The organism is Brevundimonas sp. (assembly GCF_035999125.1).
Lineage (GTDB): Bacteria > Pseudomonadota > Alphaproteobacteria > Caulobacterales > Caulobacteraceae > Brevundimonas.
Window position 1 is genome coordinate 249,079 of record NZ_DASYGX010000007.1, and the last position, 22,431, is coordinate 271,509.

Below are 22,431 nucleotides of genomic sequence, written 5' to 3' on the forward strand. Positions count from 1 at the left end.
CCCTGCGCGTGAATAAAACTTAACTGGCGTGCGGGAGAGGGTTTCCGCACTTACCTCGGTCAAACTACGGCGCCGCTCCCCCGGCGCGGGTCTCAAGGTCTGAACATGCTGAACCGCACCCGAGCGTTGGTCTCCGCCGCCGTCCTGGCCCTCGCGGCAGGGCTGTCCGCGCCCGCCTTGGCCCAGGACACGCTGCAGCAGGCGGCCGATCTGGCTTATCGCACCAATCCGACGGTGCTGGGCCAGCGCGCCAATCAGCGGGCGCTGGACGAATCGGTGCCCCAGGCGCGGGCCGGCCTGCGCCCTTCGATCGACGTCTCGGCCAGCGCGAACTACAATTTTTCGGACAGCGCCGGCGGCTCGCGCGAGATCGACACCGACGCCGACGGCATTCCGGACAGGACGATCAATGTGCCGGCGTCGAACAGCGACTCCACCTCGGGCAGCGTCAGCATCGGCCTGTCGCAGACCCTGTGGTCGGGCGGTCGGATCGGCCTGGGCATTTCGGTGGCCGAGGCCAACGTGATGGCGGGGCGCGAGAATCTGCGTTCGGTCGAGCAGCAGGTGCTGGCTTCGGTGATCCAGGTCTATGCCGACGTGCTGCGCGACGAAGAGATACTGCGCATCCGCGAGTCGAACCTGACGGTGCTGCAGCGCCAGCTGGACGAAGCCAACGCCCGCTTCGAAGTGGGTGAGATCACCCGCACCGACGTGGCCCAGGCCGAGGCGCGCCTGGCGCAGTCGCAGGCGGACCGGGCCAACGCCCGCGCCCAGCTGGCCGTCAGCCGCGCCGCCTATGCCGCCGTCGTCGGCCAGGCGCCCGGCACCCTGACCCCCTTGCCGTCGCTGGCCGTGCCGGCCGATTTCGACGCGGCGCTGGCGATAGCCTTGGTCGAGAACCCGTCCGTCCGCTCGGCCACCTATGGCCTGGCCGCGGCGGAGGGCCGCGTCGCCCTGGCGCGCGCCGAATATCTGCCGTCCGTGCGGGCCACGGCCAGCTATGGCGGGTCGACCGACGACCTGGGCGATCTGGGCCAGCTGGCGGACGAGACCGCCTTCCGCGCCGGCGCGACTCTTTCGGTGCCGATCTTCACCGGCGGCCTGAACGCCTCGCGCGTCAGCCAGGCCCTGGAACAGGCCAACGCCGCCCAGATCGCCGTCGAGGGCGAGCGTCGCGGCGTGCTTCAGTCGGTGTCGAACGCCTATGCCCAACTGGTCTCGGCCCGCGCCAACGTGGCCGCGGGCGAGGAGGCGGTGCGCGCCGCCACCGTCGCCGCCGAGGGCGTGCGGCAGGAGGCCCAGGTTGGCCTGCGCACCACGCTGGACGTGCTGAACGGAGAGCTGGAGCTGCGCAACGCCGAGGTCGCCCTGGCCACCGCGCGGCGCAACGAATACGTGGCCCAGGCCAATCTGCTGCTGGCCATGGGCCGGCTGGACATCGGCCTGCTGGCGCCGGGGACCGAGGTCTATGATCCCGCCGCCAACTATCAGCGGGTGCGCAACCGCGGCGCCCTGCCGTGGGACGGCGCCATCGAGGCGCTCGACCGGATCGCCGCGCCGCAGATCGTGCCGACGCCCGACGCGCCGGACGCGCCCATCGACGAACGGCTGAAGGGCGACGTCATTCAGACCGCGCCGGGCGAACTGCGTCCGTATTAACCTGACAGGCGAAAAACGTCCGTTGATTCCGCCTGCCGATGGTGCGACGACAGGGCGTCCCTTCACGCCGTCGGCGGCCGTCGCCGCCTCCGTCCAAGGTTGAGCCATGACCGATCAGACCGCCCAGGAACCGACGATGGAGGAGATCCTGGCGTCGATCCGCCGGATCATCTCCGAGGACGACGCGCCGGCCGAAACGGCCCAGGCCTCGGCGCCCGCGCCCGAGCCCGAACCCGCCCATGAGCCCGAGCCCGAGCCAGTCGAGGTTTCGCCGGCCATGATGGACGAGACGCCGTCGATCCAAGACGACGACGTGCTGGAGCTGACCGACCGCTATGAGGAGCCGGCCGCCGAGACGATCGGCGATCTGGACGTGACGCCGTCGGCGCCGGAGCCCGCCTGGGCGCCGGTGCCCGAGCCCGAGCCCTTCCCGGCCGCCGCCGCGGCGCCCGCCCCATCGAGCGAAGGCCTGATCGGCGCCGCCGCCGCCGGAGCCGCAGTCAGCGCCTTCGCCGGCCTGACTGCCGCCGTCCGCAAACCGGCCGAGCCCGAACTGCCCGCCGGCGCCGGCACATCGCTGGAGGCCCTGGTGGGCTCGCTGCTGCGCCCGATGCTGAAGGAATGGCTGGACGCCAATCTGCCGGCCATCGTCGAGGCGCAGGTACGCAAGGAAGTCGAACGCCTCGCCCGCCAGGCCGGCTGAGCCCTCGCACACCGCGAACCCCTTTTCAGGGCGGCTCCCCGGTGGAGCCGCCCTTTTCCTTTGCGCGCGCTGGACAGACGCGCCGCCATGACCGAGACGACCCCCATGCTTGAGAAGAACTTCGACCCCAAATCCGCCGAGCCCAGGCTGTACGCTCAATGGGAAGAGAGCGGCCTGTTCGCGCCGCGCGAGGACGCGAGCGAGACCTATTCCATCGTCATCCCGCCGCCGAACGTGACGGGCAGCCTGCACATCGGCCATGCGCTGAACAACACCCTGCAGGACGTGCTGGCGCGGTATCACCGGATGCGGGGCAAGGCGGTGCTGTGGCTGCCCGGCACGGACCACGCGGGCATCGCCACCCAGATGGTGGTGGAGCGTCAGCTGGCGGCGGCGGGCAACGTCGGCCGTCGCGACATGGGCCGCGACGCTTTCGTCGAGACGGTGTGGAAGTGGAAGGCCGAGAGCGGCGGCACGATCGTGCGCCAGCTGCGCCGGCTGGGCGCCAGCTGCGACTGGTCGCGCGAGCGGTTCACCCTGGACGAGGGTCTGTCGGCGGCGGTGCGCAAGGTCTTCGTGCAGCTGCACAAGGAAGGCCTGATCTATCGCGACAAGCGGCTGGTGAACTGGGATCCGCACTTCCAGACGGCGATCAGCGACCTGGAGGTCGAGCAGAAGGAGGTCGACGGCGCCTATTGGCACTTCGCCTATCCGCTGGCGGACGGGGTCACCTATGAGCACCCGGTCGCCTTCGACGAGGACGGCCAGGCGACGGAATGGGAGACGCGCGACCACATCGTCGTCGCCACGACGCGGCCCGAGACCATGCTGGGCGACACCGGCGTGGCGGTGCATCCGGACGACGCGCGCTATTCCGGGCTGGTCGGCAAGTCGGTGATCCTGCCGATCACGGGCCGCCGCATCCCGATCGTCGCCGACGACTATGCCGACCCGACCAAGGGCTCGGGCGCCGTGAAGATCACGCCTGCGCACGACTTCAACGACTTCCAAGTCGGGAAGCGCGCTGGGTTGGCGGTCATCAATGTCATGGACCAGTACGGGCGGATCAAGTCGTCCACGTTCGACGACTTCAGCTTTGGCCACCGAGCAGAAGTCGATGGCGTGCAAATGGCTGACGAGGCTCTGACCGGCGAGGCGGTCTCCGAAGCGATTCCGGCAGACCTCCGTGGCCTCGACCGCTTCGCCGCGCGTAAGGCCATCGTCGCCCGGGCCGAGGAAGAGGGCTGGCTGAAGCAGATCGAGAAGACCCGCCACATGGTGCCGCACGGCGACCGGTCGGGCGTGGTGATCGAGCCGTGGCTGACGGACCAGTGGTACGTCGACGCCAAGGTGCTGGCGCAGCCGGCGCTGAAGGCCGTCGAGCAGGGCGACACGGTCTTCGAACCGAAGAGCTATGAGAAGATCTACTTCGAATGGCTGCGCAACATCGAGCCGTGGTGCATCAGCCGGCAGCTGTGGTGGGGCCATCGCATCCCCGCCTGGTACGGCCCGAACGGCGAGATCTTCGTGGCCGAGACGGAGGAGGAGGCGCGGGCCCAGGCCGGCGACCTGCCGCTGACGCAGGACGAGGACGTGCTGGACACCTGGTTCAGCTCGGCCCTGTGGCCGTTCTCGACCATGGGCTGGCCGGAGAAGACGTCGGATCTGAAGCGGTTCTATCCGACCAGCGACCTGGTCACGGCGGCGGACATCATCTTCTTCTGGGTCGCCCGGATGATGATGATGGGCCTGCACTTCACCGGCGAGGCGCCCTTCAAGCGGGTGATCATCAACGGCCTGGTCCGCGACGAGAAGGGCCAGAAGATGTCGAAGTCCAAGGGCAACGTCATCGATCCGCTGGAGATCGTCGACGAGGTCGGGGCCGACGCCCTGCGCTTCACCATGGCCATCCTGTCGGGCACACGCGACATCAAGCTGTCGAAGCAACGCATTGAAGGCTATCGCAACTTCGGCACCAAACTGTGGAACGCCGCGCGCTTCAGTCAGATGAACGAGTGCGAGCGGGTGGCCGGGTTCGACCCGGCCGGCGTCACCTCCACGCTCAACCTGTGGATCCGCGGAGAGCTGACGAAGGCGGAGCGGGCGACGTCGGCCGCGCTGGAGGCCGGACGCTTCGACGAGGCGGCGCAGGCGCTGTACCGCTTCGTCTGGAACGTGTTCTGCGACTGGTATCTGGAGCTGGCCAAGCCGGTGTTCCAAGGCGCCGACGAGGCGGCCAAGGCCGAGACGCGGGCGATGACGGCCTGGGCGCTGGACCAGACGATCAAGCTGCTGGCGCCCGTCATGCCCTTCATCACCGAGGAGCTGTGGGCCGAGCTGGGCAAGGCGGGCGCGCCGCGTGACGAGGGGATGCTGCTGGGCGCGGCCTGGCCCGAGCTGCCGGACGCCTTAGTCGACGCCGGGGCCGAGGCGGAGATCGGCTGGCTGATCGAGGTGGTCGAGGCGATCCGGGCCCTGAAGGGCGAGATGGGCGTGGCGACGACCAAGCCGCCGCTGACCTTCATCGTGCCAGAGCCGGCGACGGCGGCGCGGGTGGAGCGGCACCGCGATCTGCTGGCGGGACTGGCGCGCGTGTCGGACGTCGCGGTCGCCGATCAGGCCCCGTCGGGCGCGGTGTCCTTCGTCGCCGGCGGCGGGGCGGCGGCGCTCACCCTGGCCGGCCTGGTCGACGTGGCGGCCGAGCGCGCGCGGCTGGACAAGGAGGTCAAAGCCATCGAGGCGGACGTCGTGGTGTTCTCGAAGAAGCTGGACAACCCGAACTTCGTCGCCCGCGCGGCCCCCGAGGTGGTGCAGGAGCAGCGTGACAAGCTGGCGGGGGCCCAGGCCGACCGCGCCCGTCTGGAAGCGGCGCGCGAACGGCTGGCCGCGCTGGGCTGATCAGCCCTGATTGTCGGTCAGGATGCGCGGCCAGTTGGCCTGGCCGCGGGCGATCGCGCCGGGCACGTCGTCTTCCCAAAGCGCCTGGGCGCGGGCGTTGAAGTTCAGGTAGAGGCGGCCGTCGACGATGCGCCAGACCTGCGGGTCGCCGGGCGCGATGTAGCCCTGGCTTGCGGCCCAGGCGCAGTAGCCGCCGAACTGCGGCGCATAGGCCGCCGGATCGGCGCGGAATACGGCGAGATGCGCGGCGCTGGCGAAGCGCCAGGTCGCGCCGTTCCATTCCAGTTGGTGGGCGGCCGAGCCGACGACCGGACGGCCCTCGTCGAAATAGGCGACGGGGTCGTATCCGCCGATCGCCAGGCCGTCGTCCGACTGGTGAACCGCCGGGTGCGAGACGGAGGCGTGCGCTGCCGTCGACTGGGCCATGACGGGCGCGGCGGGGACGGCGAGGGCCAGGGCGGCGGCGAGGGCGAGGCGGATCATGGGCGGGGCTCCTGAGAGGGGGTAGAGCCCTATTCGGCGGCGAGTGGCGCGCGGTTACCGAAGTCATCGACGAACGGGGCGACGGGTTGGTCGGCGATCAGGGACGAACGCTGTCCCGCGCCCGCCACGCCGACCATGGTGACCAGCAGACCGAGGGACATCAGAGCGGCGAGAAAGCGGGACATGGGGGGAATCTCCAGTAACGGCCAAGGGCCGCGAGACGGGGAGGTCTCGCGGCCGCCGGGCCTCACGCGGCGCGGGCGGGGGCGAAGGCGTTGGCCTGGAAGGCCGCGTCCACCGGGGTGCCGGCGATGTGGTTGACGTAGTTGGAGATGGTCTTCAGCCCGACGCCCAGGACGACCTCCAGCACATTGGCCCGGGTCCATCCGGCGTCGAGGAAGCGGGTCACCTCGGCGTCCGAGACCCAGCCGCGCTCCCGCACCACGGCGACGGTGAAGGCGCGCAGGGCTTCCAGTCGTGCGTCGGCGATCGGGCCTCCGGCGCGGACCGCCGCGATGACGCTCTGGTCGAGCCCCTGGGCCTGGGTGACCGTGGTGTGGGCGGCCACGCAGTAGTGACAGCCGTTCTCGACCGAGGCGGAGATCAACACGATCTCGCGTTCCAGGTCGGTCAGGCCGGACTTCTTCAGCGCGCCGGCGAGGCCGAGGTAGCCTTCGATGACGGCCGGGCTCTCGGCGAACTCGCCGACCAGGTTGGGGATCAGGCCGAAGGCCTTCTTCGCCCCGTCCAGATAGGGCCTGCTGGCCTCCGGGGCGGTGTCGACGGTGTGAATGGGGAACTGGCTCATGACGGGTGTCCTTGGCGGGGGCGGCGCGGGGATCGCGTCGTCGGGAACCAAGGTGAGCGTCGCGAACCCTGTTCGGAAGGCGTCAATTCAGCCTTTGACTTATGCCTTGATTGCATGAATGGAGCGGCATGGACCGACTCGACGCCCTGAGGCTGTTCGTGCGCACCGTGCAGACCGGCAGCTTCACCCGCGCCGGGGCGGAGATCGGCGCGTCTCAGCCCCAGGCCAGTCGGGCAGTTGCGGCGCTGGAGGCGCGGCTGGGCGCGCGACTGTTGCTGCGCAGCACCCGGCGGCTGTCGCCGACGGAGGCCGGCCAGCGGGTCTATGAGCAGGCCCTGACCCTGCTGGCCGAGGAGGAGGCCCTGATCGCCGCCGCCGCGGGCGCGGATCGGGAGCCGGCAGGGCGTCTGCGCGTGTCGGCCTCGGTGGTGTTCGGTGAGCGGGTGCTGGCGCCGCTGCTGACCGACTTTCTGGAGCGCTGGCCGCGGGTTCGGGTCGACGTGGCGGCGACGGACGCGCGGCTGGACCTCGTGGCCGAAGGGATCGATCTCGCATTCCGGCTGGGCGCCTTGAGCGACAGCGCCCTGACGACGCGACGTCTCGGCGCCTATGCGCGCTTGCTGGTGGGCACGCCCGCGACGGCCGCGCGGGTCGAGGCCGATCCCGATCTGCGTGGGGCGCTGGCCCGCGAGGGCATCGGCTTCACGGGGACGACCTCGGCGGCGCGCTGGCGGCTGACGAAGGGCGACGAAAAGATGGACGTCGAGCTGGCGGGGCGGGCCTCCTCTTCGAACGGGGCCGTGGTGCACCGGCTGGCGCGAGAGGGCGCCGGCGTGGCCCTGCTGCCCAGTTTCGCCGCCCAAGCCTGTGTGGCCGAGGGGAAGCTGGTTCGGGTGGCGACGGACTGGACTGGAGAGCCCGTGGACCTGCACGCCGTGTGGACGGGGCGGGCCCTGCCGGTTCGGGCGCGGGCCTTTCTGGACCATGTGGCGCCGCGGCTGAGGCTGGACGCGGCATGAGGCGGCGGCTGGATCAGGAGCTTGTGGCACGCGGTCTGGTCGCCAGCCGGGCGCGAGCCCGGGCGGCGATCGAGGCGGGCGGGGTGACGGTCGACGGCGTTCAGGCGACCTCGCCGTCGCAAAAGGTGGGCGAGGATGCAGCGCTGACCGTGCGGGAGGCGCACGATTGGGTCGGGCGCGGCGCTTTGAAGCTGGCGCATGCGCTGGAGATCTGGCCGATCTCGGTGGAGGGGCGCGTGGTGTTGGACGTCGGCGCCTCGACCGGCGGGTTCACCGAGGTGTGCCTGAGGGCCGGCGCGGTCCGGGTCTACGCCGTCGACGTCGGTACGGCGCAACTGCACCCGACTCTGGCGGCCGACCCGCGCGTGGTGAACCTCGATGCGGCCGACGCGCGCGACCTGACGTCCGGGCTGATTCCGCAGGCCCCTGACCTGATCGTCTGCGACGTCAGCTTCATCGGCCTGGCCAAGGCGTTGCCCGCCGCGCTGGGGTTGGCTGCGTCAAGCGCGGATCTGGTGACCTTGGTCAAGCCGCAGTTCGAGATGGAACGGCGAGCCGACGTCGGCCGGGGCGGGGTGGTGCGCGACGCCGAGGCGCGACGGGCCGCGCTGGACCGGGTCATGGCGTGGCTGGAGAGCGTCGGCTGGCGCGTGTGCGCCACAGCGGAAAGCCCGATCGAGGGGGGCGACGGAAACCGGGAATGGCTGCTGTGGGCGACCCAGGCCTGACGGGCGCGACGCCTCGGCGGCTTGCGGCCCGACGGGGCGGAGACCATCTGGAAGTGGACGGCGGTCGCCGTCGACGTCCCTCAGACATCAGGAGCGGGTCATGAAGACGCGCACGCTGGGCCCGCGCGGCCCTGAAGTTTCGGCCGTCGGCCTGGGTTGCATGGGCATGGCCGCCTTCTACGGCACGCCGTCGGATCAGGCCGCGGCGACCGCGGTGCTGCATCGCGCGCTGGAGATCGGCGTCACCTTCCTGGACACCGCCGAGATGTACGGGCCGCACACGAACGAGCGGCAGCTGGGAGAGGCGTTGAAGGACCGGCGCGAGCGCGCCTTCGTGGCGACCAAGTTCGGCATCGGCTACAACGCCGAGCGGACGGCGCTGACGGTGGACGGCAGCCCGGCCAACGTCCGACGCGCGATCGAGGGCAGTCTGGGCCGGCTCGGCATGGACCACGTCGACCTCTACTATCTGCACCGGGTCGACCCGAACGTGCCGATCGAGGAGACGGTCGGGGCGATGGCCGAGCTGGTGACCGAGGGCAAGGTGCGGTTCCTGGGCCTTTCCGAGGCCGCCCCGGAGACACTGCGACGGGCGCATTCGGTTCACCCGATCACGGCCTTGCAGACCGAGTATTCGCTGTGGAGCCGCGATCCGGAGGACGAGCTGTTCGCGGTCTGCGAGGCGCTGGGCGTCGGCTTCGTGCCCTACAGCCCGCTGGGGCGGGGATTTCTTTCCGGAGACATCCGGTCGATCGACGACCTGGCCGAGGACGACTTCCGCCGGTCGAACCCGCGTTTCCAGGGAGAGAATTTCCAGAAGAACCTGGATCTGGTCGAGGCGGTGAAGGGCATCGCGGCCGACAGGGGCGTGACGGCGGCGCAGCTGGCCCTGGCGTGGGTGCTGGCACAGGGCGAGCATCTGGTCCCGATCCCCGGCACGCGGCGGATCGCGACGCTGGAGGAGAACGCCGCGGCCGCCGATCTGGAGCTGACGGCCGAGGATCTGGCCCGGATCGAGGCGGTGTTCCCGAGGGGCGCGGCGGCGGGGCACCGCTATGCCCCGGCGGGAATGGCGGCCTTGAACAGATGACCCTCTCCCAATGGGAGAGGGCTTGAGCGCACGACGGCGCAGCCGTCGTTCTGGCGCGAAAGGGTGAGGGTCGGCTGTTTGAGGGTAGCCCCTCTCCCTTTCAGCGGGCGGCTCGCAAGCGCTTGCCGAGCCTCAAGCCCTCTCCCGCCGGGAGAGGGACTGCGGTGTTGAGCCCCATCCGCCGTCACGCTAAGCCCCGCTCATGCATGACGTGAAAGCCATTCGGGACCGGCCCGACGACTATGTGGCCGGGTGGGCGCGGCGCGGGGTCGAGGACGCCGCGGCGCTGGTCGACCGGATCCTGACGCTGGACCGCGAACTGCGCGCCGCGCAGACCGCGGGGCAGGAGGCGCTGGCTGCGCGTAACGCCGCGTCCAAGGCCATCGGCGCCGCCATGGGCAGGAAGGACATGGCCGAGGCCGAGCGGCTGAAGGCCGAGGTCGAGGGCCTGAAGGCGAAGATCGCCGAGAGCGAGGAGACCGAGCGTACGGTCGGGGCGACGCTGCGCGACCTGCTGGCGGGCCAGAAGAACCTGGCCGCCGCCGACGTGCCGGACGGCGAGGACGAGGGCGGCAACGTCGAGGTCTCGACCTGGGGCACGCCGCGCACGACGGGCCCGGCCAAGGACCACGCCGACCTGGGCGAGGCGCTGGGCCTGCTGGACTTCGAGGCGGCGGCGAAGATGTCGGGGGCGCGGTTCGCCGTGCTGAAGGGCGGGCTGGCGCGGCTGGAGCGGGCCATCGGTCAGTTCATGCTGGACCTGCAGACGGAGCAGCACGGCTATCAGGAGGTGAACCCGCCCCTGCTGGTGCGCGACGAGGCGATGTTCGGGACCGGCCAACTGCCGAAGTTCGAAGAGGATTTGTTCAAGACCGACATCTCTGTGCTCGAGCAGGCCCGAACGGAATTCGAAAACCGGATGGGTGATGCTCGCGGTCGTATGATGGCTGACGCTCGCCAGAACCGGGCAGCTGGTGCTGCCATCGACGAGGTCCTGCGCGCTTTCGACGAGGCGTTTGAGCGCGAGTGGAACGAGGCTCAACGGCAGACTTTAGCCAATATGGCCAAGATGGCCGCAGCCAAGCACTTCCTCATTCCCACCGCCGAAGTTTCCCTGACCAACCTCGTGCGCGAGAGCATCCTGTCGGAGGACGATCTCGCCCAGCCGATGCGGCTGACGGCGCTGACGCCCTGCTTCCGGGCCGAGGCGGGGTCGGCGGGGCGGGACACGAGGGGCCTGATCCGGCAGCACCAGTTCAGCAAGGTCGAGTTGGTGTCGATCACGCGGCCCGAGGATTCCGAGGCCGAACACGAGCGCATGACGGCCTGCGCGGAGGCCGTGCTGAAGGCGCTGGAACTGCCGTTCCGGCGGATGCTGCTGTGCGCGGGGGACATGGGGTTCTCGGCGAAGAAGACCTTCGATCTGGAGGTCTGGCTGCCGTCGCAGGGCACGTTCCGCGAGATCAGCAGCTGCTCCAACTGCGGAGACTTCCAGGCGCGGCGGATGGACGCGCGGTTCAAGCGCGCCGGCGAGAAGAAGACCGAGTTCGTGCACACGCTGAACGGCAGTGGGCTGGCGGTCGGTCGCACGCTCGTCGCGATCATGGAGAGCTATCAGGATCAGGACGGGCGCATCGCCGTTCCGTCCGTGCTGCAGCCCTATATGAGGGGCGTAACCCACATCGGAGCCTGATCGCCATGAAGACCGCCGCCTTCGCCGCCCTGTCGGCCCTGACTCTGTCGGCCTGCGCGCCGGCCATGACGTCCGCCCCGCCCGCCGATTTCGACGCGGCCGCCACGACCTGGATCGGTTGGGCGAAGTTCTCGGGCGAGGAGTTCCGGCTGTATCCGGACCAGACCGACAGCCGCCAGGGCTTCAGCCAGGCCTGCGTGTCCGGGGCCCTGCCGCGCGACCTGCAACGTCAGGCGCGCCAGGATCTGTCGGGCGCGCGGGTCGAGGTGACGGGGCGCGCCGTCGCCTGGTCGGCCGACCTGCCCGGCGACCGGCTGGACCACCAGGGCTCGAACATCACCAACGAGTGCCGCAAGGACGTGGTCATCCTGGCGTCGCGGGTCACCGCGAACTGAGCTAGACCCTCCGGCGTGCGAATCCTTCTGACCAACGACGACGGGATCGACGCCGAGGGGCTGGCCTGCCTGGAGCGGATCGCGCGGCGGTTCTCGGACCCGGCCTCAAGTAGCCCGAAGGGCGGTGGGCCAACGGAGATCTGGACCGTCGCGCCGCTTTTCGAGCAGTCGGGCAAGGGGCGGGGGATCACCCTGACAGAGCCGCTGCGCGTCCAGAAGTTCGGCGAGCGGCGGTTCGCCGTCACCGGCACGCCGACCGACTGCGTCGTTCTGGCGGTCAACGAGCTGATGGACGCGCCGCCGGACCTGGTGCTGTCGGGGGTGAACCGCGGGCACAATGTCGGCGAGGACTGCAGCTATTCCGGCACGGTCGCGGGGGCGCTGCAGGGCATGGCCTTCGGCATCCGCTCGATCGCGCTGAGCCAGAGCCTGGAACGTTTCCACGACGAGGTGACGGCGCACTGGGAGACGACGGAGGCGTTCGCGCCGGGCATCATCTCGCGGCTGCTGGAGTCGAAGTGGGCCCCCGGCGTGGTGATGAACCTGAACTTCCCCGCCCGGCCGCCCGAGGCCGTAACCGAGGTCGAGGTGACGGTGCAGGGCTTTCGCGAGGCGGGGGAGATGGCGGCGGTGAAGCGCACCGACCTGCGCGGGCGCGACTATTGGTGGATGAGCTTCCGCGGCCGGAAACAGGACCACGCGCCGGGCACCGACCTGCGCGCGATGGACGAGGGGAAGATTTCCGTCACGCCGCTGCACATCGACCTGACGCACCAGGCCATGGTGCACGACCTGAAGGGCGTGCTGGGCGGGGCGCCGCCGAAGCGGGTGGAGGGATGAGGGCCGAGTGCGAATGCCTTCTCCCCTCGGGGGAGAAGGTGGGCGACGAAGTCGCTCGGATGAGGGGGCTCTCGACGTCCGCTCATTGGATGCCGCCGCGTCTTGCCTTTGACACCCCCCTCATCCGTCTCGCTCCGCGAGCCACCTTCTCCCCCGAGGGGAGAAGGACGTGAACCTGCACGACGATCGCGCCGGGCGGCTGATCCTGCACCTGCGCCAGCAGGGGGTGACCGACCCACGCGTGCTGGCGGCGATGGAAGCGATCGACCGCGCGGTGTTCGTGCACGAGCGGTTCCTGGACCAGGCGTGGGAGGATCAGGCCCTGCCGATCGACTGCGCCCAGACGATCAGCCAGCCCTTCATCGTCGGCCTGATGACCCAGGCGCTGGAGGTGGGGCCGCGCCACCGGGTGCTGGAGATCGGCACGGGCAGCGGATACCAGTGCGCCGTGCTGAGCCGGCTGGCGCGCTACGTCTATTCGGTCGAACGCTATCGAAGCTTGCTGACCGAGGCCGAGGACCGGCTGAAGCTGCTTCAGATCGACAACGTCATCACCCGTCACGGGGACGGCGGCCTGGGCTGGCCGGAACAGGCGCCGTTCGACCGGATCATGGTGACGGCCGCGGCCCCGCATGAGCCGACCGAACTGCTGAAGCAGCTGAAGCCCGGCGGCATCCTGGTCTGTCCGGTGGGACGCACCTCGGTGCAGATGCTGAACCGCTACGTTGGCCAGCCGGACGGCAGCTTCAGCCGCGAGAGCCTGACGGAAGTCCGGTTCGTGCCGCTGGTCGAGGGCGCGGCCAAGGAGGCCTGAGCGCGGCGTCGTTCATCCGGGCGCCGCAAAATGGCGCCGATTGACGGCTTGGCTGGCGCGGCCGTTCCGGGCATCAGGGAGGCGACCGGAACCGCAGGCCAAGGGGAGATCCATGACCGCAGGACACGGGATGCGACGCGCCGCGACGCTGGGGGCGCTGGCCCTGCTGGCGCTGGGCGCCGCCGCCTGCTCGACCTATCCGGCCGAGCCCCGCTATTCGACGCGGCCGACCCCCATCGCGGTCCGGCCGGCGCCGTCCGGCTACGTCGAGCCGGCGGTTCAGCCTCAGGCCTATGAACCGCCGCCGAACGCCGTGGTCCCGCGCGAGGACATCCAGGGGGGCGGCCTGGCGCCGGTGGGCGGCGCGCCCGCGGATTCTCCGTCGGCGCAGCCGGAGCCCACGTACGACGACCCGCCGGCTCCGGAGCCGGTCTACTCCGAGCCGCCGCCGGCGGAGCCCGCCTACACGGCCGCGCCGCCGCCCGCATCAGAACTGCCACCGGCTCCGGTCGCGGTGGAGGCGGGGGCCAGCTACGAGGTCCAACCGGGCGACACGCTGTACGGCATCGGGCGGCGCTTCCAGGCGCCGATCCAGATGCTGGTCGATCTGAACGACCTGGGCCCGCGTGCGGCGATCCGGCCGGGCATGCGGCTGACCCTGCCGGACAGCGCCGTAGATCTGGGGCCGGAGGAGAGGGCCAGCGGGCCTTCGCCGCGCGGCGTGCGCGTGCCCCAGGGCAGCGCCCCGCCGCCTCCACCGCCGCCTCCATCCGGAAACGCGGCCACCCCGCGCGGCCCCGCCGGCGTGCCCGGCGTACTGAACTGGCCGGTGCGTGGGGAGATTCTGAGCCGCTTCGGCGCTACGGGCGTCAGCCAGAGGAACAGCGGCGTCGACATCGGCACCAGCGAAGGGGCGGAGGTGCGCGCCTCCGCCGCCGGTCGCGTCTATTACGTCGGCAACGTGGTGGCGGATCAGGGGCTGACGGTGCTGATCGTGCATCCCGACGGCTGGCGCACGGTCTATGCGCACCTGGGTTCGGAGCGGGTCGGCGAGGGCCAGGACGTGGCGGCGGGCGAGGTGATCGGCACGGCCGGGCGCACGCCGGGCAACGGGCCCAGCATGCATTTCCAGGTGTGGCGCGTGTTCGGCGACGAGCCGCGCCCGGTCGATCCGCTGACCGTTCTGCCACGCTAGGCGGACGATCTCTCGTCGGCGCGTTGCATCCGCGCGAGGTCGGCCCTAGGTTCCGCGCCTCTTGAATTCGCCGGGCCGACAGCGCCCGCACGCCTGGAGTGCGCATGACCGACGCCGCCTCTTCCGAGATGATCCTGATGGCCGCCGCCGCCGACCCCGGCATGGTCGGCCTGGCGATGCAGTTTCTGCCGTTCGTGGCGATCTTCGTGCTATTCTACTTCCTGCTGATCCGGCCGCAGCAGAAGCGGCAGAAGGAACATCAGGCGATGATCGGCGGCGTGAAGCGCGGCGACACGATCGTCATGTCTTCCGGCATGGTCGGCAAGGTGACGCGCGTCGAGAACGACGAGGTCATGGTCGAGATCGCCCAAGGCGTGAACGTGCGCGTGGTCAAGTCGATGATCGCCGACGTCCGCAACCGCACGGCCGTCGCGGCCAACGACGCCAAGGCCTGATCGGCCGTCTGATCGACCGACGAGGTCCGAGAAAGCCATGATCCATCTGTCCCGCTGGAAGGTGATCCTTCTGGCCTTGTCCACGGCGTTCGGCCTGCTGTTCGCCTTCCCGAACCTGCTGACGCCGCAGCAGCGCGAGGCGCTGCCGGGTTTCGTGCCGTCCAGCGGCGTGAACCTGGGCCTCGACCTACAGGGCGGCAGCTATCTGCTGCTCGAGGTCGACGTGTCCGAGATGCGCGCCGGGCGCATGGAGAACCTGCGCGAGGACGTGAACGCGACCCTGCGGACCGCCAACCTGACCGCCGTGTCCACCACGCCGGACGCGGCGGGCGTGACGGTGACCCTGGCCGACAGGGCCGGTCAGGACGCCGCCTTCACGGCCCTGAGGCCTCTGACCCAGGCGGGCGGGATCAACGCCGTTTCCGAACGCACGATCCAGCGCCTGTCGGACAACCGGATCCGCATCGCCTACACCGACCAGGCCCTGAGGACGATGGGTCCGGACGCGGTGACCCAGTCGATCGAAGTGGTGCGCCGCCGGGTCGACGCCCTTGGCACGCGCGAACCGTCGATCACCCGCCAGGGCGCCGACCGCATCGTGGTTCAGGCGCCGGGCGAGAGCGACCCGGCCGCTCTGGAACGCGTCATCGGCCAGACGGCGCAGCTGACGTTTCAGATGGTGGACACCGACAACAGCGTCGAACAGGCGCTAGCGGGGATCATCCCGCCCGATTCCGAACTGGTCTACGACGACCAGCAGACGCCCTATCTGGTGAAGCGCCGCGTGCTGGTGTCGGGCGAGAACCTGACGCGCGCGGGCGTTGGCGCCGACCAGAGCGGCCGGCCCGCCATCGACTTCCGTTTCGACGGCGTCGGCGCGCGGCGGTTCGGCGAGGCCACCGCAGCCAACATCGGTAAGCCGTTCGCGATCATTCTGGACGGCCGCGTGATCTCGGCGCCGACCATCGAGAGCGCCATTCCGGACGGCGTCGGCCAGATCACGGGCAGCTTCTCGATCCAGTCGGCGGCCGAACTGGTGACCCTGCTGAACGGGGGCGCCCTGCCGGCGCCGCTGGACGTGATCGAGCGCCGCACCGTGACCGCCGAGTTGGGCGCCGACGCCGTGCAGGCGGGCATGATCTCCACCGCGGTGGGATTCCTGATCATCGTGCTGTTCATGTTTCTAGCCTACGGCTTCCTGTTCGGCGGCATCTCCGTGATCGGCCTTCTGCTGAACGGCCTGCTGATCATCGCGGCCATGTCGATGACCGGGGCGGCGCTGACCCTGCCGGGCATCGCCGGTCTGATCCTGACCTTTGCGGTCGCCGTGGACGCCAACGTGCTGATCTATGAACGGATGCGCGACGAAGCCCGTCAGGGCCGCAGCGTGATCGCCAGCCTGGACGCCGGCTTCAACAAGGCGATGGGCACGATCATCGACGCCAACCTGACGACCCTGGTCGCGGCCCTGATCATGTTCATCTTCGGCGCCGGCCCGGTGCGCGGCTTCGCCTGGACGCTCACGATCGGCGTCTTCACCTCCATGCTGTCGGCCGTTCTGGTCGCACAGGTGGGTCTGGCCTGGTGGCTGAAGGTCGCCAAGCCCAAGAAACTGCCGATCGCGGAGTGATGGCGATGCGTGGATGGCCCCTGATCAAACTTCTGCCGACCAAGACGGACTTCAAGTTCGTCAAGTTCGCACGCGCTTTCGGCATCCTGTCGGCGGTGCTGTGCGTCGCCTCGATCGTCGGCTGCTTTTATCCCGGCCTGAACATGGGCATCGACTTCCGCGGCGGCGCCTCGCTGGAGGTCGCCAAGCCCGCCGGACAGGTGCTGGTGCTTGATGAAATCCGCTCTTCCGTCGGCGCGCTGGGTCTGGGCGACGTGGGCGTGCAGGGCATCGCCCGGCGCGACAGCGGCGCCGTCGACGGCTCGACCGCCATCCTTCGCTTCCAGGTCCCCGAGAACCGCGACCAGACCGAGGTCGTGCAGCAGGTCGAGGGCGCGATCACCCAGGCGGTGGGCGAGGTGACCTATTCCGGCGTCAGCGTGGTGGGCTCCAAGGTGTCCAGCGAGCTGTTCGTGTCCGGGCTGCTGGCGCTGGGCAGCGCCGTGGTGCTGATGTTCGCCTACATCTGGTTCCGGTTCGAGCCCCAGTTCGGCTTCGGAGCCGTGATCGGGCTGCTGCACGACGTGATCCTGGTGTTCGGCCTGATCGTGCTGATGCGGCTTGAGTTCAGCCTGAACATGGTCGCGGCCATCCTGACCGTCATCGGCTATTCGATGAACGACACCGTGGTGGTGTTCGACCGCCTGCGGGAGAACCTGCGCAAGTACAAGACGATGCCCCTGCGCGAGGTGATCGACCTGTCGATCAACGAGACCTTGAGCCGCACCATCGTGACCGGCGTCACGGCCATCATGGTGCTGGCCGTTCTGGCGATCTTCGGCGGCGAGGCGCTGTTCGGTTTCTCGATCGCCCTGATGTTCGGCATCATCGTGGGCACCTATTCGTCGATCTACGTCGGCGCGCCGGTGATCCTGCTGTGGGGCGTCAAGCGCGGCGGCGAGGAAGACCCGACGCCGGTCAAGCTGGGCATGGCCAGCCGGCCGTGAGTGAAATCTCCCTCTCCCTCGTGGGGAGGGGCTGCGGCGAAGCCGCCCGGGTGGGGGCAAGTCGACCTCATTCCACCCTGATCGCTGCGCGATCTCCCCTCCCCATGAAGGGGAGGGAGAGGTAGGGTTCCCATCTCGATTCCCGGGGAGGGGCCTGATGGGTGGTCTGCTGTCGAACTTCCGCAACACGGTGACGCTGAGCCTCGCGCTTGCGGCGTTGATGATCTTCGCCTTTGGACGTGTGTCCGGCGGCGGCTACGATCTGATCTTCTGGCAGGCCACCGCGAGGTGGGTCCACGTGGTGGCCGGCATCCTGTGGATCGGGCTGCTGTACTATTTCAACTTCGTGCAGATGCGGGTGATGCCCGCCATCCCGGCCGAGCAGAAGCCGGCGGTGGGCAAGCACATCGCGCCGGAGGCCCTGTTCTGGTTCCGCTGGGCGGCGTTCGTGACCGTGCTGGCCGGGCTGGCGGTGCTGTATCTGCGCGGCAGCTCCTATGCGCATGAGGTGCTGACCTTCGGCCTGGTCGGCGGGTTGGTGCAGGGCGATCAGGCCTACATGCTGATGGGCGTGGGCGTCTGGCTGGCGCTGGTGATGTTCCTGAACGTCTGGGGCGTGATCTGGCCGAACCAGAAGCGCGCGCTGGGCATCGTCCCCGTCGACGACGAGAAGAAGGCCCGCGCCGCGCGCACCGCCATGCTGGCCAGCCGGATCAACCTGCTGCTCAGCTTCCCCATGCTGACGGCCATGGCGATGTACCAGACCCTGTTCGGGTGACGGACCTCGACGCCCAAGTCCGCGCAACCGATCCCGACCGCTGGCTGGCCAGCCGGTTCGTGGCCGACGTCCAGGCCCGAGCGGACCTGATCGCGCTCTATGCCTTCGAGGCCGAACTGATGGCCATCCCCACGCGGGTCAGCCAGCCGCTGCTGGCCGAGATGCGTTACGCCTGGTGGGGCGAGCAGATGGACGGCGTTTTCGCCGGGGTGCCGCGCAAGGGGCATCCGGTGCTGGAGGCGCTGGCGGGCGCGGCGGCCCGCCGGGGCCTGGAGCGGGCGCCGCTGGACGCCCTGATCGACGCCCATGTGGATCGGGCGCACGGCCGGCCGCACGACCTTGAGGCGCTGTTCGTCGGGCCGATGCAAGCGGCGGTTCGGGTTCTGGCCGGAGCGGGACATGACGAGGTCGTGGCCCCGGCGGCGCGGGTCCGGGGCCTGACCCAGACTGGGCGTTTCGAGGAGGTGGCGGCGCTTCGAAGAGAAGCGAACACGGTCCTGAAGGCCTTGCCGGTTCGGGCCTTCCCTGCGGTCTCCACGGCGGCGCTGAGGCGGCCGGATGAGCCTGAAGCCGCCAAGCGCTTGCGCCTCACCTGGGCGAACCTGAGAGGACGGATATGACGTCGCAGGAGGTTTCCACATGGCTGGCCGGACAGACCCAGCACAACCGGGCGGGCATCGGAGGTCTGCGCGAGATCGTGCGGTCGGTCGACGTGCCGTGGGTCGAAACCATCAAGTGGAATGCGCCCAATTTCGCCTTGGGCGGTGAGGATCGTGTGACGCTTGGCGTCGAGCGGCGAGGCGGATGGCGCGTCGTGCTGCACAGGGGCGCGGCGGCGAAGGCCGACGGCTTCGCCTTCGAAGACGCGTCGGGGCTGGCGCGATGGCCGTCGCCGGATCGCGGGGTGGTCACGATCCGGGATCCCGCCGATCTGGACGCGAAGGCGACGGCGCTGGCGGAGCTGATCGGCCGCTGGGTCCGGGCCGCCGCCGCCTAGCCGTCCCGCCAGCCCTTCAGCAACTCCAGCGCGCGCACGCTCATCAGACGCTTCTTGGCCCGGCCGCGGTCCTTGGGCGGGATGCGTTTGCCCTCGGCGTCGACGCGGGGCGCTTCCAGCGGAGGGAGCAGGCCGTAGTTGACGTTCATGGGCTGGAACTTCGACCCTTCGAGATGGCCGCCGGTGATGTGCTCGACGAGGGCGCCGATGGCGGTCTCGGGCGGGGGCGCTTCGAGGGGGCGGCCGAGGCGTTCGGCGGCGGCGAGGCGGCCGGCCAGCAGGCCGAGCGCGGCGCTTTCGACGTAGCCTTCCACTCCCGTGACCTGGCCGGCGAAGCGCAGGCGCGGCAGGGCCTTGAGGCGCAACTGGCGATCCAGCAGCTTCGGGCTGTTCAAAAAGGTGTTGCGGTGCAGGCCGCCCAACCGGGCGAACTGGGCGTTCTGCAGGCCCGGGATCATGCGGAAGATCTCGGCCTGTGCGCCGTGCTTCAGCTTGGTCTGGAAGCCCACCATGTTGAACAGGGTGCCCAGCGCATTGTCCTGACGCAGCTGGACGACAGCATGCGCCTTGGTCTCCGGACTGCGCGGATTGGTCAGGCCGACGGGCTTCATCGGGCCGTGGCGCAGGGTCTCGCGGCCCCGCTCGGCCATGACCTCGATGGGCAGGCAGCCGTCGAAATAGGGGACGTGCTCCCAGTCCTTGAACTCCGCCTTGGGACCGCTCAGCAGGGCGTCGATGAAGGCGTCGTACTGGGCCTTGTCCATCGGGCAGTTGACGTAGGCGGCGGCGTCTCCGCCGGGGCCGACTTTGTCGTAGCGCGACTGGCGCCAGGCGACGTCGAAGTCGATCGAGTCGGCGTGGACGATGGGCGCGATGGCGTCGAAGAAACTCAGGGATTCCTCGCCCGTCGCCTTCAGCATGGCGTCGGCCAGGGCCGGGGAGGTGAGGGGACCGGTGGCGACGATCACGCTGTCCCAGTCCTCCGGCGGCAGGCCGGCGATCTCCTCGCCGACGACGGTGATCAGGGGGTGGGCCAGCAGGCGCTTCGTCACCGCGTCCGAGAAGCCCTCGCGGTCCACCGCCAAAGCCCCCCCGGCGGGCACCTGATGCGCGTCGCCGGACGACATGATGATCGAGCCGAGTTCGCGCATTTCGGCATGAAGCAGGCCGACCGCGTTGTATTCCCAGTCGTCCGACCGGAACGAATTGGAGCAGACCAGTTCTGCCAGGCCGTCGGTCTGGTGCGCGTCGGTCTTCACGGGTCCTGGTCGCCCTACCGCTTCGCTGCTTGAGGGCCCGCTGCGACGCATCTCGTGCAGGATGACCGGCACGCCGGCCTGGGCGATCTGCCAGACGGCCTCGGAGCCGGCGAGGCCGCCGCCGACGACGTGGATGGGGGCGGGGGAGGGGGAAGCGCTCATCGCGGCCTTCTAGCCACACCGGACCGCTTCGTCAGCCCGCCCGCTGGCCGCAGGTCATGGTCGCGATTATGGTCCTGCCGCTTTCGGGGGACTGCACCATGCGCGCGCCGGCGCCCGCACGACGATTTCGAGTGATGCAGGCGCTGGCCGACGGCGTCCGGGCCGTGCCGACCGTGTGGGCGCAGGCGTGGGGCGTCCTGATCTTCCTGATCGCGGTCCTGCTCGCCCGCCAGATGGTGCCCGACGACGGGGCCGCGTGGGTGCTGGACGTGGCGGTCGGTCTGGCCGCCCTGATCGCCTGGACCGGCGCGAACCGGGTGGCGATCTTCGGACGCTCGGCCCCGAGGCATGGCTTGGGCCCGGCGGGGCTCCAGTTCGGCCCCGCTGAGCGGCACGTCGTGGCGGCGCTGCTGCTCAATCTGCTGTTCCTGACGATGATCGGGGCCGTGCTGGCGCTGGTCGGCCTGGCGCTGTTCGGCGCGGCCGGACTGGACGTCGAGGCGATCCGGGCGCGCGACTGGGCAGCGGTGGGCGTGCCGTGGAAGCTGGCGGCGCTGGGCCTCGTGGGCGCGGTGCTGATCGCCGTGCCGGTGCTGCTGATCGTGCGGCTGGCGCTGTTCAGCCAGGCGACGGTGGGACGCGGCCAGCCGGTGTCGCTGAACACCCTGGGGATCGCGACGGGCAGTTTCTGGCGGCTGTTGGCCCTGCTGGTGATCGTGATCGGGCCGGTCGTCATGGCCCTGAGCTGGGGCGCAGGGTTTGCAGGCCCGGTGCTGGCGGTGCTCTGGCTGCCGTTCGCGGCGGGCTCGATGTCCTCGGCGTATCGACGGCTGGAGTACTGGCGACCCGATGACACAGGCGGGTCGGAGCGCTAGGCTGCCGTCCGGGCATCCAAGGGGAGAGGACGATGACGTTTTCGGCGACCGAAGCGGCGTTCGAGGGATTTCGCGTGGTGCGGCGCAAGCCGACGGCGCTGATCTGGTGGGCAGCGCTCTATTTCTTGCTCAGCGCCGCCAGTCTTCTGGCCATGGGCATGAATGCCGACGCCTGGATCGAGTTCGTCCGGATCTCCGAACAGATGGAACAGACCCCCGCCGGCCAGCCGCCGAGCCAGGAAGAGTTCATGAGCCTGTTCAACGCCATGTTCGCGGCCATGGCCAGTTTTTCATGGCTGCTGCCGCTGCAGTTGATCGTCACCAGCGTGCTGACGGCGGCGATCGCGCGGGCGGTCACGCGGCCGGCGGAAAGCGCCTTCGGCTACATGCGCCTGTCGATAGATGAGGTCCGGGTGTTCGTGGTGACGCTGGTCCTGGGCATCGTCCTGGTCGCGGCCTGGGTGGCCTGCATCTTCGTGATCGGCATCCTGATGGGCATCGCTTTCGGCATCGGCGAGGGATGGGCCGGGCTGCTGGTTCTGGCCGGAATGGTGGCCGGCGTCGTGCTGATGATCTGGCTGACGGTGCGGTGGAGTTTGGCCGTGCCGATCACCGTGGCCGAGAAGCGCATGGCCTTCTTCGACTCGTTCGCCGTCACCAAGGGCAGGTTCTGGGGCCTGTTGGGCATGGCGATTCTGGCCGGCATCATGGCGATCGTGATCGGCCTGCTGTCGCTGGTGGTGGTCGCGCCGCTGACGATGATGTCGGGCGTGAGCATGTTCGGCGGTATGAGCGGCGAGGATCCGGCCGCCATGTTCGAGGCCTATCGCGCCCTGAATCCCTGGATGCTGGTCACCGCCCTGGTCAATGCGGTCGTCTATGCGCTGACCGTCGGCGTGGTCTACGCCCCGTTCGCGGCCGCCTATCGAGACATCAAGAGCGTGCCGGCGGCGGGGTGATGCGC

23 protein-coding genes are annotated in these 22,431 nt (G+C 69.8%); 19 read left to right on the top strand and 4 right to left on the bottom strand.

The genetic code is table 11. The features are described 5' to 3' along the window. Window positions 1-105 precede the first annotated feature (105 nt). From VGN45_RS06785 to VGN45_RS06795, 3 genes are all read left to right on the top strand, one after another. The gene (locus VGN45_RS06785) at window positions 106-1,659 is read left to right on the top strand and encodes a TolC family outer membrane protein (protein ID WP_327460672.1); all 1,554 of its coding nucleotides are present in this window, start codon (window positions 106-108) and stop codon (window positions 1,657-1,659) included. A gap of 106 nt (window positions 1,660-1,765) precedes the next feature. Beyond that, complete coding sequence (locus VGN45_RS06790; RefSeq protein ID WP_327460674.1) at window positions 1,766-2,362, top strand: DUF2497 domain-containing protein; 597 nt, start codon at window positions 1,766-1,768, stop codon at window positions 2,360-2,362. 105 nt (window positions 2,363-2,467) lie between these two features. After that, complete coding sequence (locus VGN45_RS06795) at window positions 2,468-5,260, top strand: valine--tRNA ligase (protein ID WP_327461240.1); 2,793 nt, start codon at window positions 2,468-2,470, stop codon at window positions 5,258-5,260. On the opposite strand, the gene VGN45_RS06800 is transcribed toward VGN45_RS06795, so the two are convergent. The 3 genes from VGN45_RS06800 to VGN45_RS06810 all read right to left on the bottom strand — a co-directional run bounded on the left by VGN45_RS06800 (window position 5,261) and on the right by VGN45_RS06810 (window position 6,551). Beyond that, complete coding sequence (locus VGN45_RS06800) at window positions 5,261-5,743, bottom strand: YHS domain-containing (seleno)protein (RefSeq protein ID WP_327460676.1); 483 nt, start codon at window positions 5,741-5,743, stop codon at window positions 5,261-5,263. A gap of 29 nt (window positions 5,744-5,772) precedes the next feature. Further along, window positions 5,773-5,928 carry a hypothetical protein gene (locus VGN45_RS06805; protein WP_327460678.1) on the bottom strand — a complete coding sequence of 52 codons (156 nt, stop codon included), beginning with the start codon at window positions 5,926-5,928 and terminating at the stop codon, window positions 5,773-5,775. Between the two features lie 62 nt (window positions 5,929-5,990). Continuing rightward, a complete protein-coding gene (locus VGN45_RS06810; protein WP_327460680.1) occupies window positions 5,991-6,551 on the bottom strand; it encodes a carboxymuconolactone decarboxylase family protein in 561 nt (186 codons plus the stop codon). Window positions 6,552-6,679: 128 nt separating this feature from the next. Here VGN45_RS06810 and VGN45_RS06815 point away from each other — a divergent pair, with 128 nt between their 5' ends. The 14 genes from VGN45_RS06815 to VGN45_RS06880 all read left to right on the top strand — a co-directional run bounded on the left by VGN45_RS06815 (window position 6,680) and on the right by VGN45_RS06880 (window position 19,171). Further along, window positions 6,680-7,570, top strand: a complete 891-nt coding sequence (locus VGN45_RS06815) for a LysR family transcriptional regulator (RefSeq protein WP_327460682.1) — start codon at window positions 6,680-6,682, stop codon at window positions 7,568-7,570. Beyond that, complete coding sequence (locus VGN45_RS06820) at window positions 7,567-8,298, top strand: TlyA family RNA methyltransferase (RefSeq protein ID WP_327460684.1); 732 nt, start codon at window positions 7,567-7,569, stop codon at window positions 8,296-8,298. The genes VGN45_RS06815 and VGN45_RS06820 overlap by 4 nt, the downstream gene beginning before the upstream one ends. Window positions 8,299-8,398: 100 nt before the next feature. Beyond that, window positions 8,399-9,388, top strand: coding sequence for an aldo/keto reductase (locus VGN45_RS06825; RefSeq protein WP_327460686.1), 990 nt, complete (start codon window positions 8,399-8,401; stop codon window positions 9,386-9,388). A gap of 202 nt (window positions 9,389-9,590) precedes the next feature. Next, the gene (serS, locus tag VGN45_RS06830; protein ID WP_327460688.1) at window positions 9,591-11,081 is read left to right on the top strand and encodes a serine--tRNA ligase; all 1,491 of its coding nucleotides are present in this window, start codon (window positions 9,591-9,593) and stop codon (window positions 11,079-11,081) included. Window positions 11,082-11,086: 5 nt separating this feature from the next. Then, window positions 11,087-11,476, top strand: coding sequence for a hypothetical protein (locus VGN45_RS06835; protein WP_327460690.1), 390 nt, complete (start codon window positions 11,087-11,089; stop codon window positions 11,474-11,476). A 15-nt stretch (window positions 11,477-11,491) separates the two neighbouring features. Then, the gene (surE, locus tag VGN45_RS06840; protein ID WP_327460692.1) at window positions 11,492-12,316 is read left to right on the top strand and encodes a 5'/3'-nucleotidase SurE; all 825 of its coding nucleotides are present in this window, start codon (window positions 11,492-11,494) and stop codon (window positions 12,314-12,316) included. A gap of 169 nt (window positions 12,317-12,485) precedes the next feature. Beyond that, window positions 12,486-13,130 (top strand): protein-L-isoaspartate(D-aspartate) O-methyltransferase, encoded by a 645-nt coding sequence (locus VGN45_RS06845; protein WP_327460694.1) that lies wholly within the window; start codon window positions 12,486-12,488, stop codon window positions 13,128-13,130. 112 nt (window positions 13,131-13,242) lie between these two features. Beyond that, a complete protein-coding gene (locus VGN45_RS06850; RefSeq protein ID WP_327460696.1) occupies window positions 13,243-14,325 on the top strand; it encodes a peptidoglycan DD-metalloendopeptidase family protein in 1,083 nt (360 codons plus the stop codon). Between the two features lie 137 nt (window positions 14,326-14,462). Then, the gene (yajC, locus tag VGN45_RS06855) at window positions 14,463-14,780 is read left to right on the top strand and encodes a preprotein translocase subunit YajC (RefSeq protein WP_327461242.1); all 318 of its coding nucleotides are present in this window, start codon (window positions 14,463-14,465) and stop codon (window positions 14,778-14,780) included. 37 nt (window positions 14,781-14,817) lie between these two features. Further along, on the top strand, window positions 14,818-16,410 hold the full coding sequence (gene secD, locus VGN45_RS06860) for a protein translocase subunit SecD (protein ID WP_327460698.1): 1,593 nt from the start codon (window positions 14,818-14,820) through the stop codon (window positions 16,408-16,410). Further along, window positions 16,410-17,396 carry a protein translocase subunit SecF gene (secF, locus tag VGN45_RS06865; RefSeq protein ID WP_327460701.1) on the top strand — a complete coding sequence of 329 codons (987 nt, stop codon included), beginning with the start codon at window positions 16,410-16,412 and terminating at the stop codon, window positions 17,394-17,396. Before secD ends, secF begins: the two co-directional genes overlap by 1 nt. Before the next feature lie 157 nt (window positions 17,397-17,553). Beyond that, window positions 17,554-18,174, top strand: coding sequence for a hypothetical protein (locus VGN45_RS06870; RefSeq protein ID WP_327460703.1), 621 nt, complete (start codon window positions 17,554-17,556; stop codon window positions 18,172-18,174). Further along, a complete protein-coding gene (locus tag VGN45_RS06875; RefSeq protein WP_327460705.1) occupies window positions 18,171-18,794 on the top strand; it encodes a squalene/phytoene synthase family protein in 624 nt (207 codons plus the stop codon). Before VGN45_RS06870 ends, VGN45_RS06875 begins: the two co-directional genes overlap by 4 nt. Then, window positions 18,791-19,171 (top strand): hypothetical protein, encoded by a 381-nt coding sequence (locus tag VGN45_RS06880; protein ID WP_327460707.1) that lies wholly within the window; start codon window positions 18,791-18,793, stop codon window positions 19,169-19,171. Before VGN45_RS06875 ends, VGN45_RS06880 begins: the two co-directional genes overlap by 4 nt. Here the strand turns inward: VGN45_RS06880 and trmFO are convergent. Beyond that, entirely contained in the window at window positions 19,168-20,592 is a 1,425-nt protein-coding gene (gene trmFO, locus VGN45_RS06885) for a methylenetetrahydrofolate--tRNA-(uracil(54)-C(5))-methyltransferase (FADH(2)-oxidizing) TrmFO (protein WP_327460709.1), read from the bottom strand. The genes VGN45_RS06880 and trmFO overlap by 4 nt on opposite strands. Before the next feature lie 98 nt (window positions 20,593-20,690). On the opposite strand from trmFO, the gene VGN45_RS06890 reads away from it, so the two are divergent. Together VGN45_RS06890 and VGN45_RS06895 are read left to right on the top strand one after the other, a co-directional pair. Continuing rightward, window positions 20,691-21,467 (top strand): hypothetical protein, encoded by a 777-nt coding sequence (locus tag VGN45_RS06890; protein WP_327460711.1) that lies wholly within the window; start codon window positions 20,691-20,693, stop codon window positions 21,465-21,467. Between the two features lie 32 nt (window positions 21,468-21,499). Next, window positions 21,500-22,426 carry a hypothetical protein gene (locus VGN45_RS06895; protein ID WP_327460713.1) on the top strand — a complete coding sequence of 309 codons (927 nt, stop codon included), beginning with the start codon at window positions 21,500-21,502 and terminating at the stop codon, window positions 22,424-22,426. Window positions 22,427-22,431: the final 5 nt, after the last annotated feature.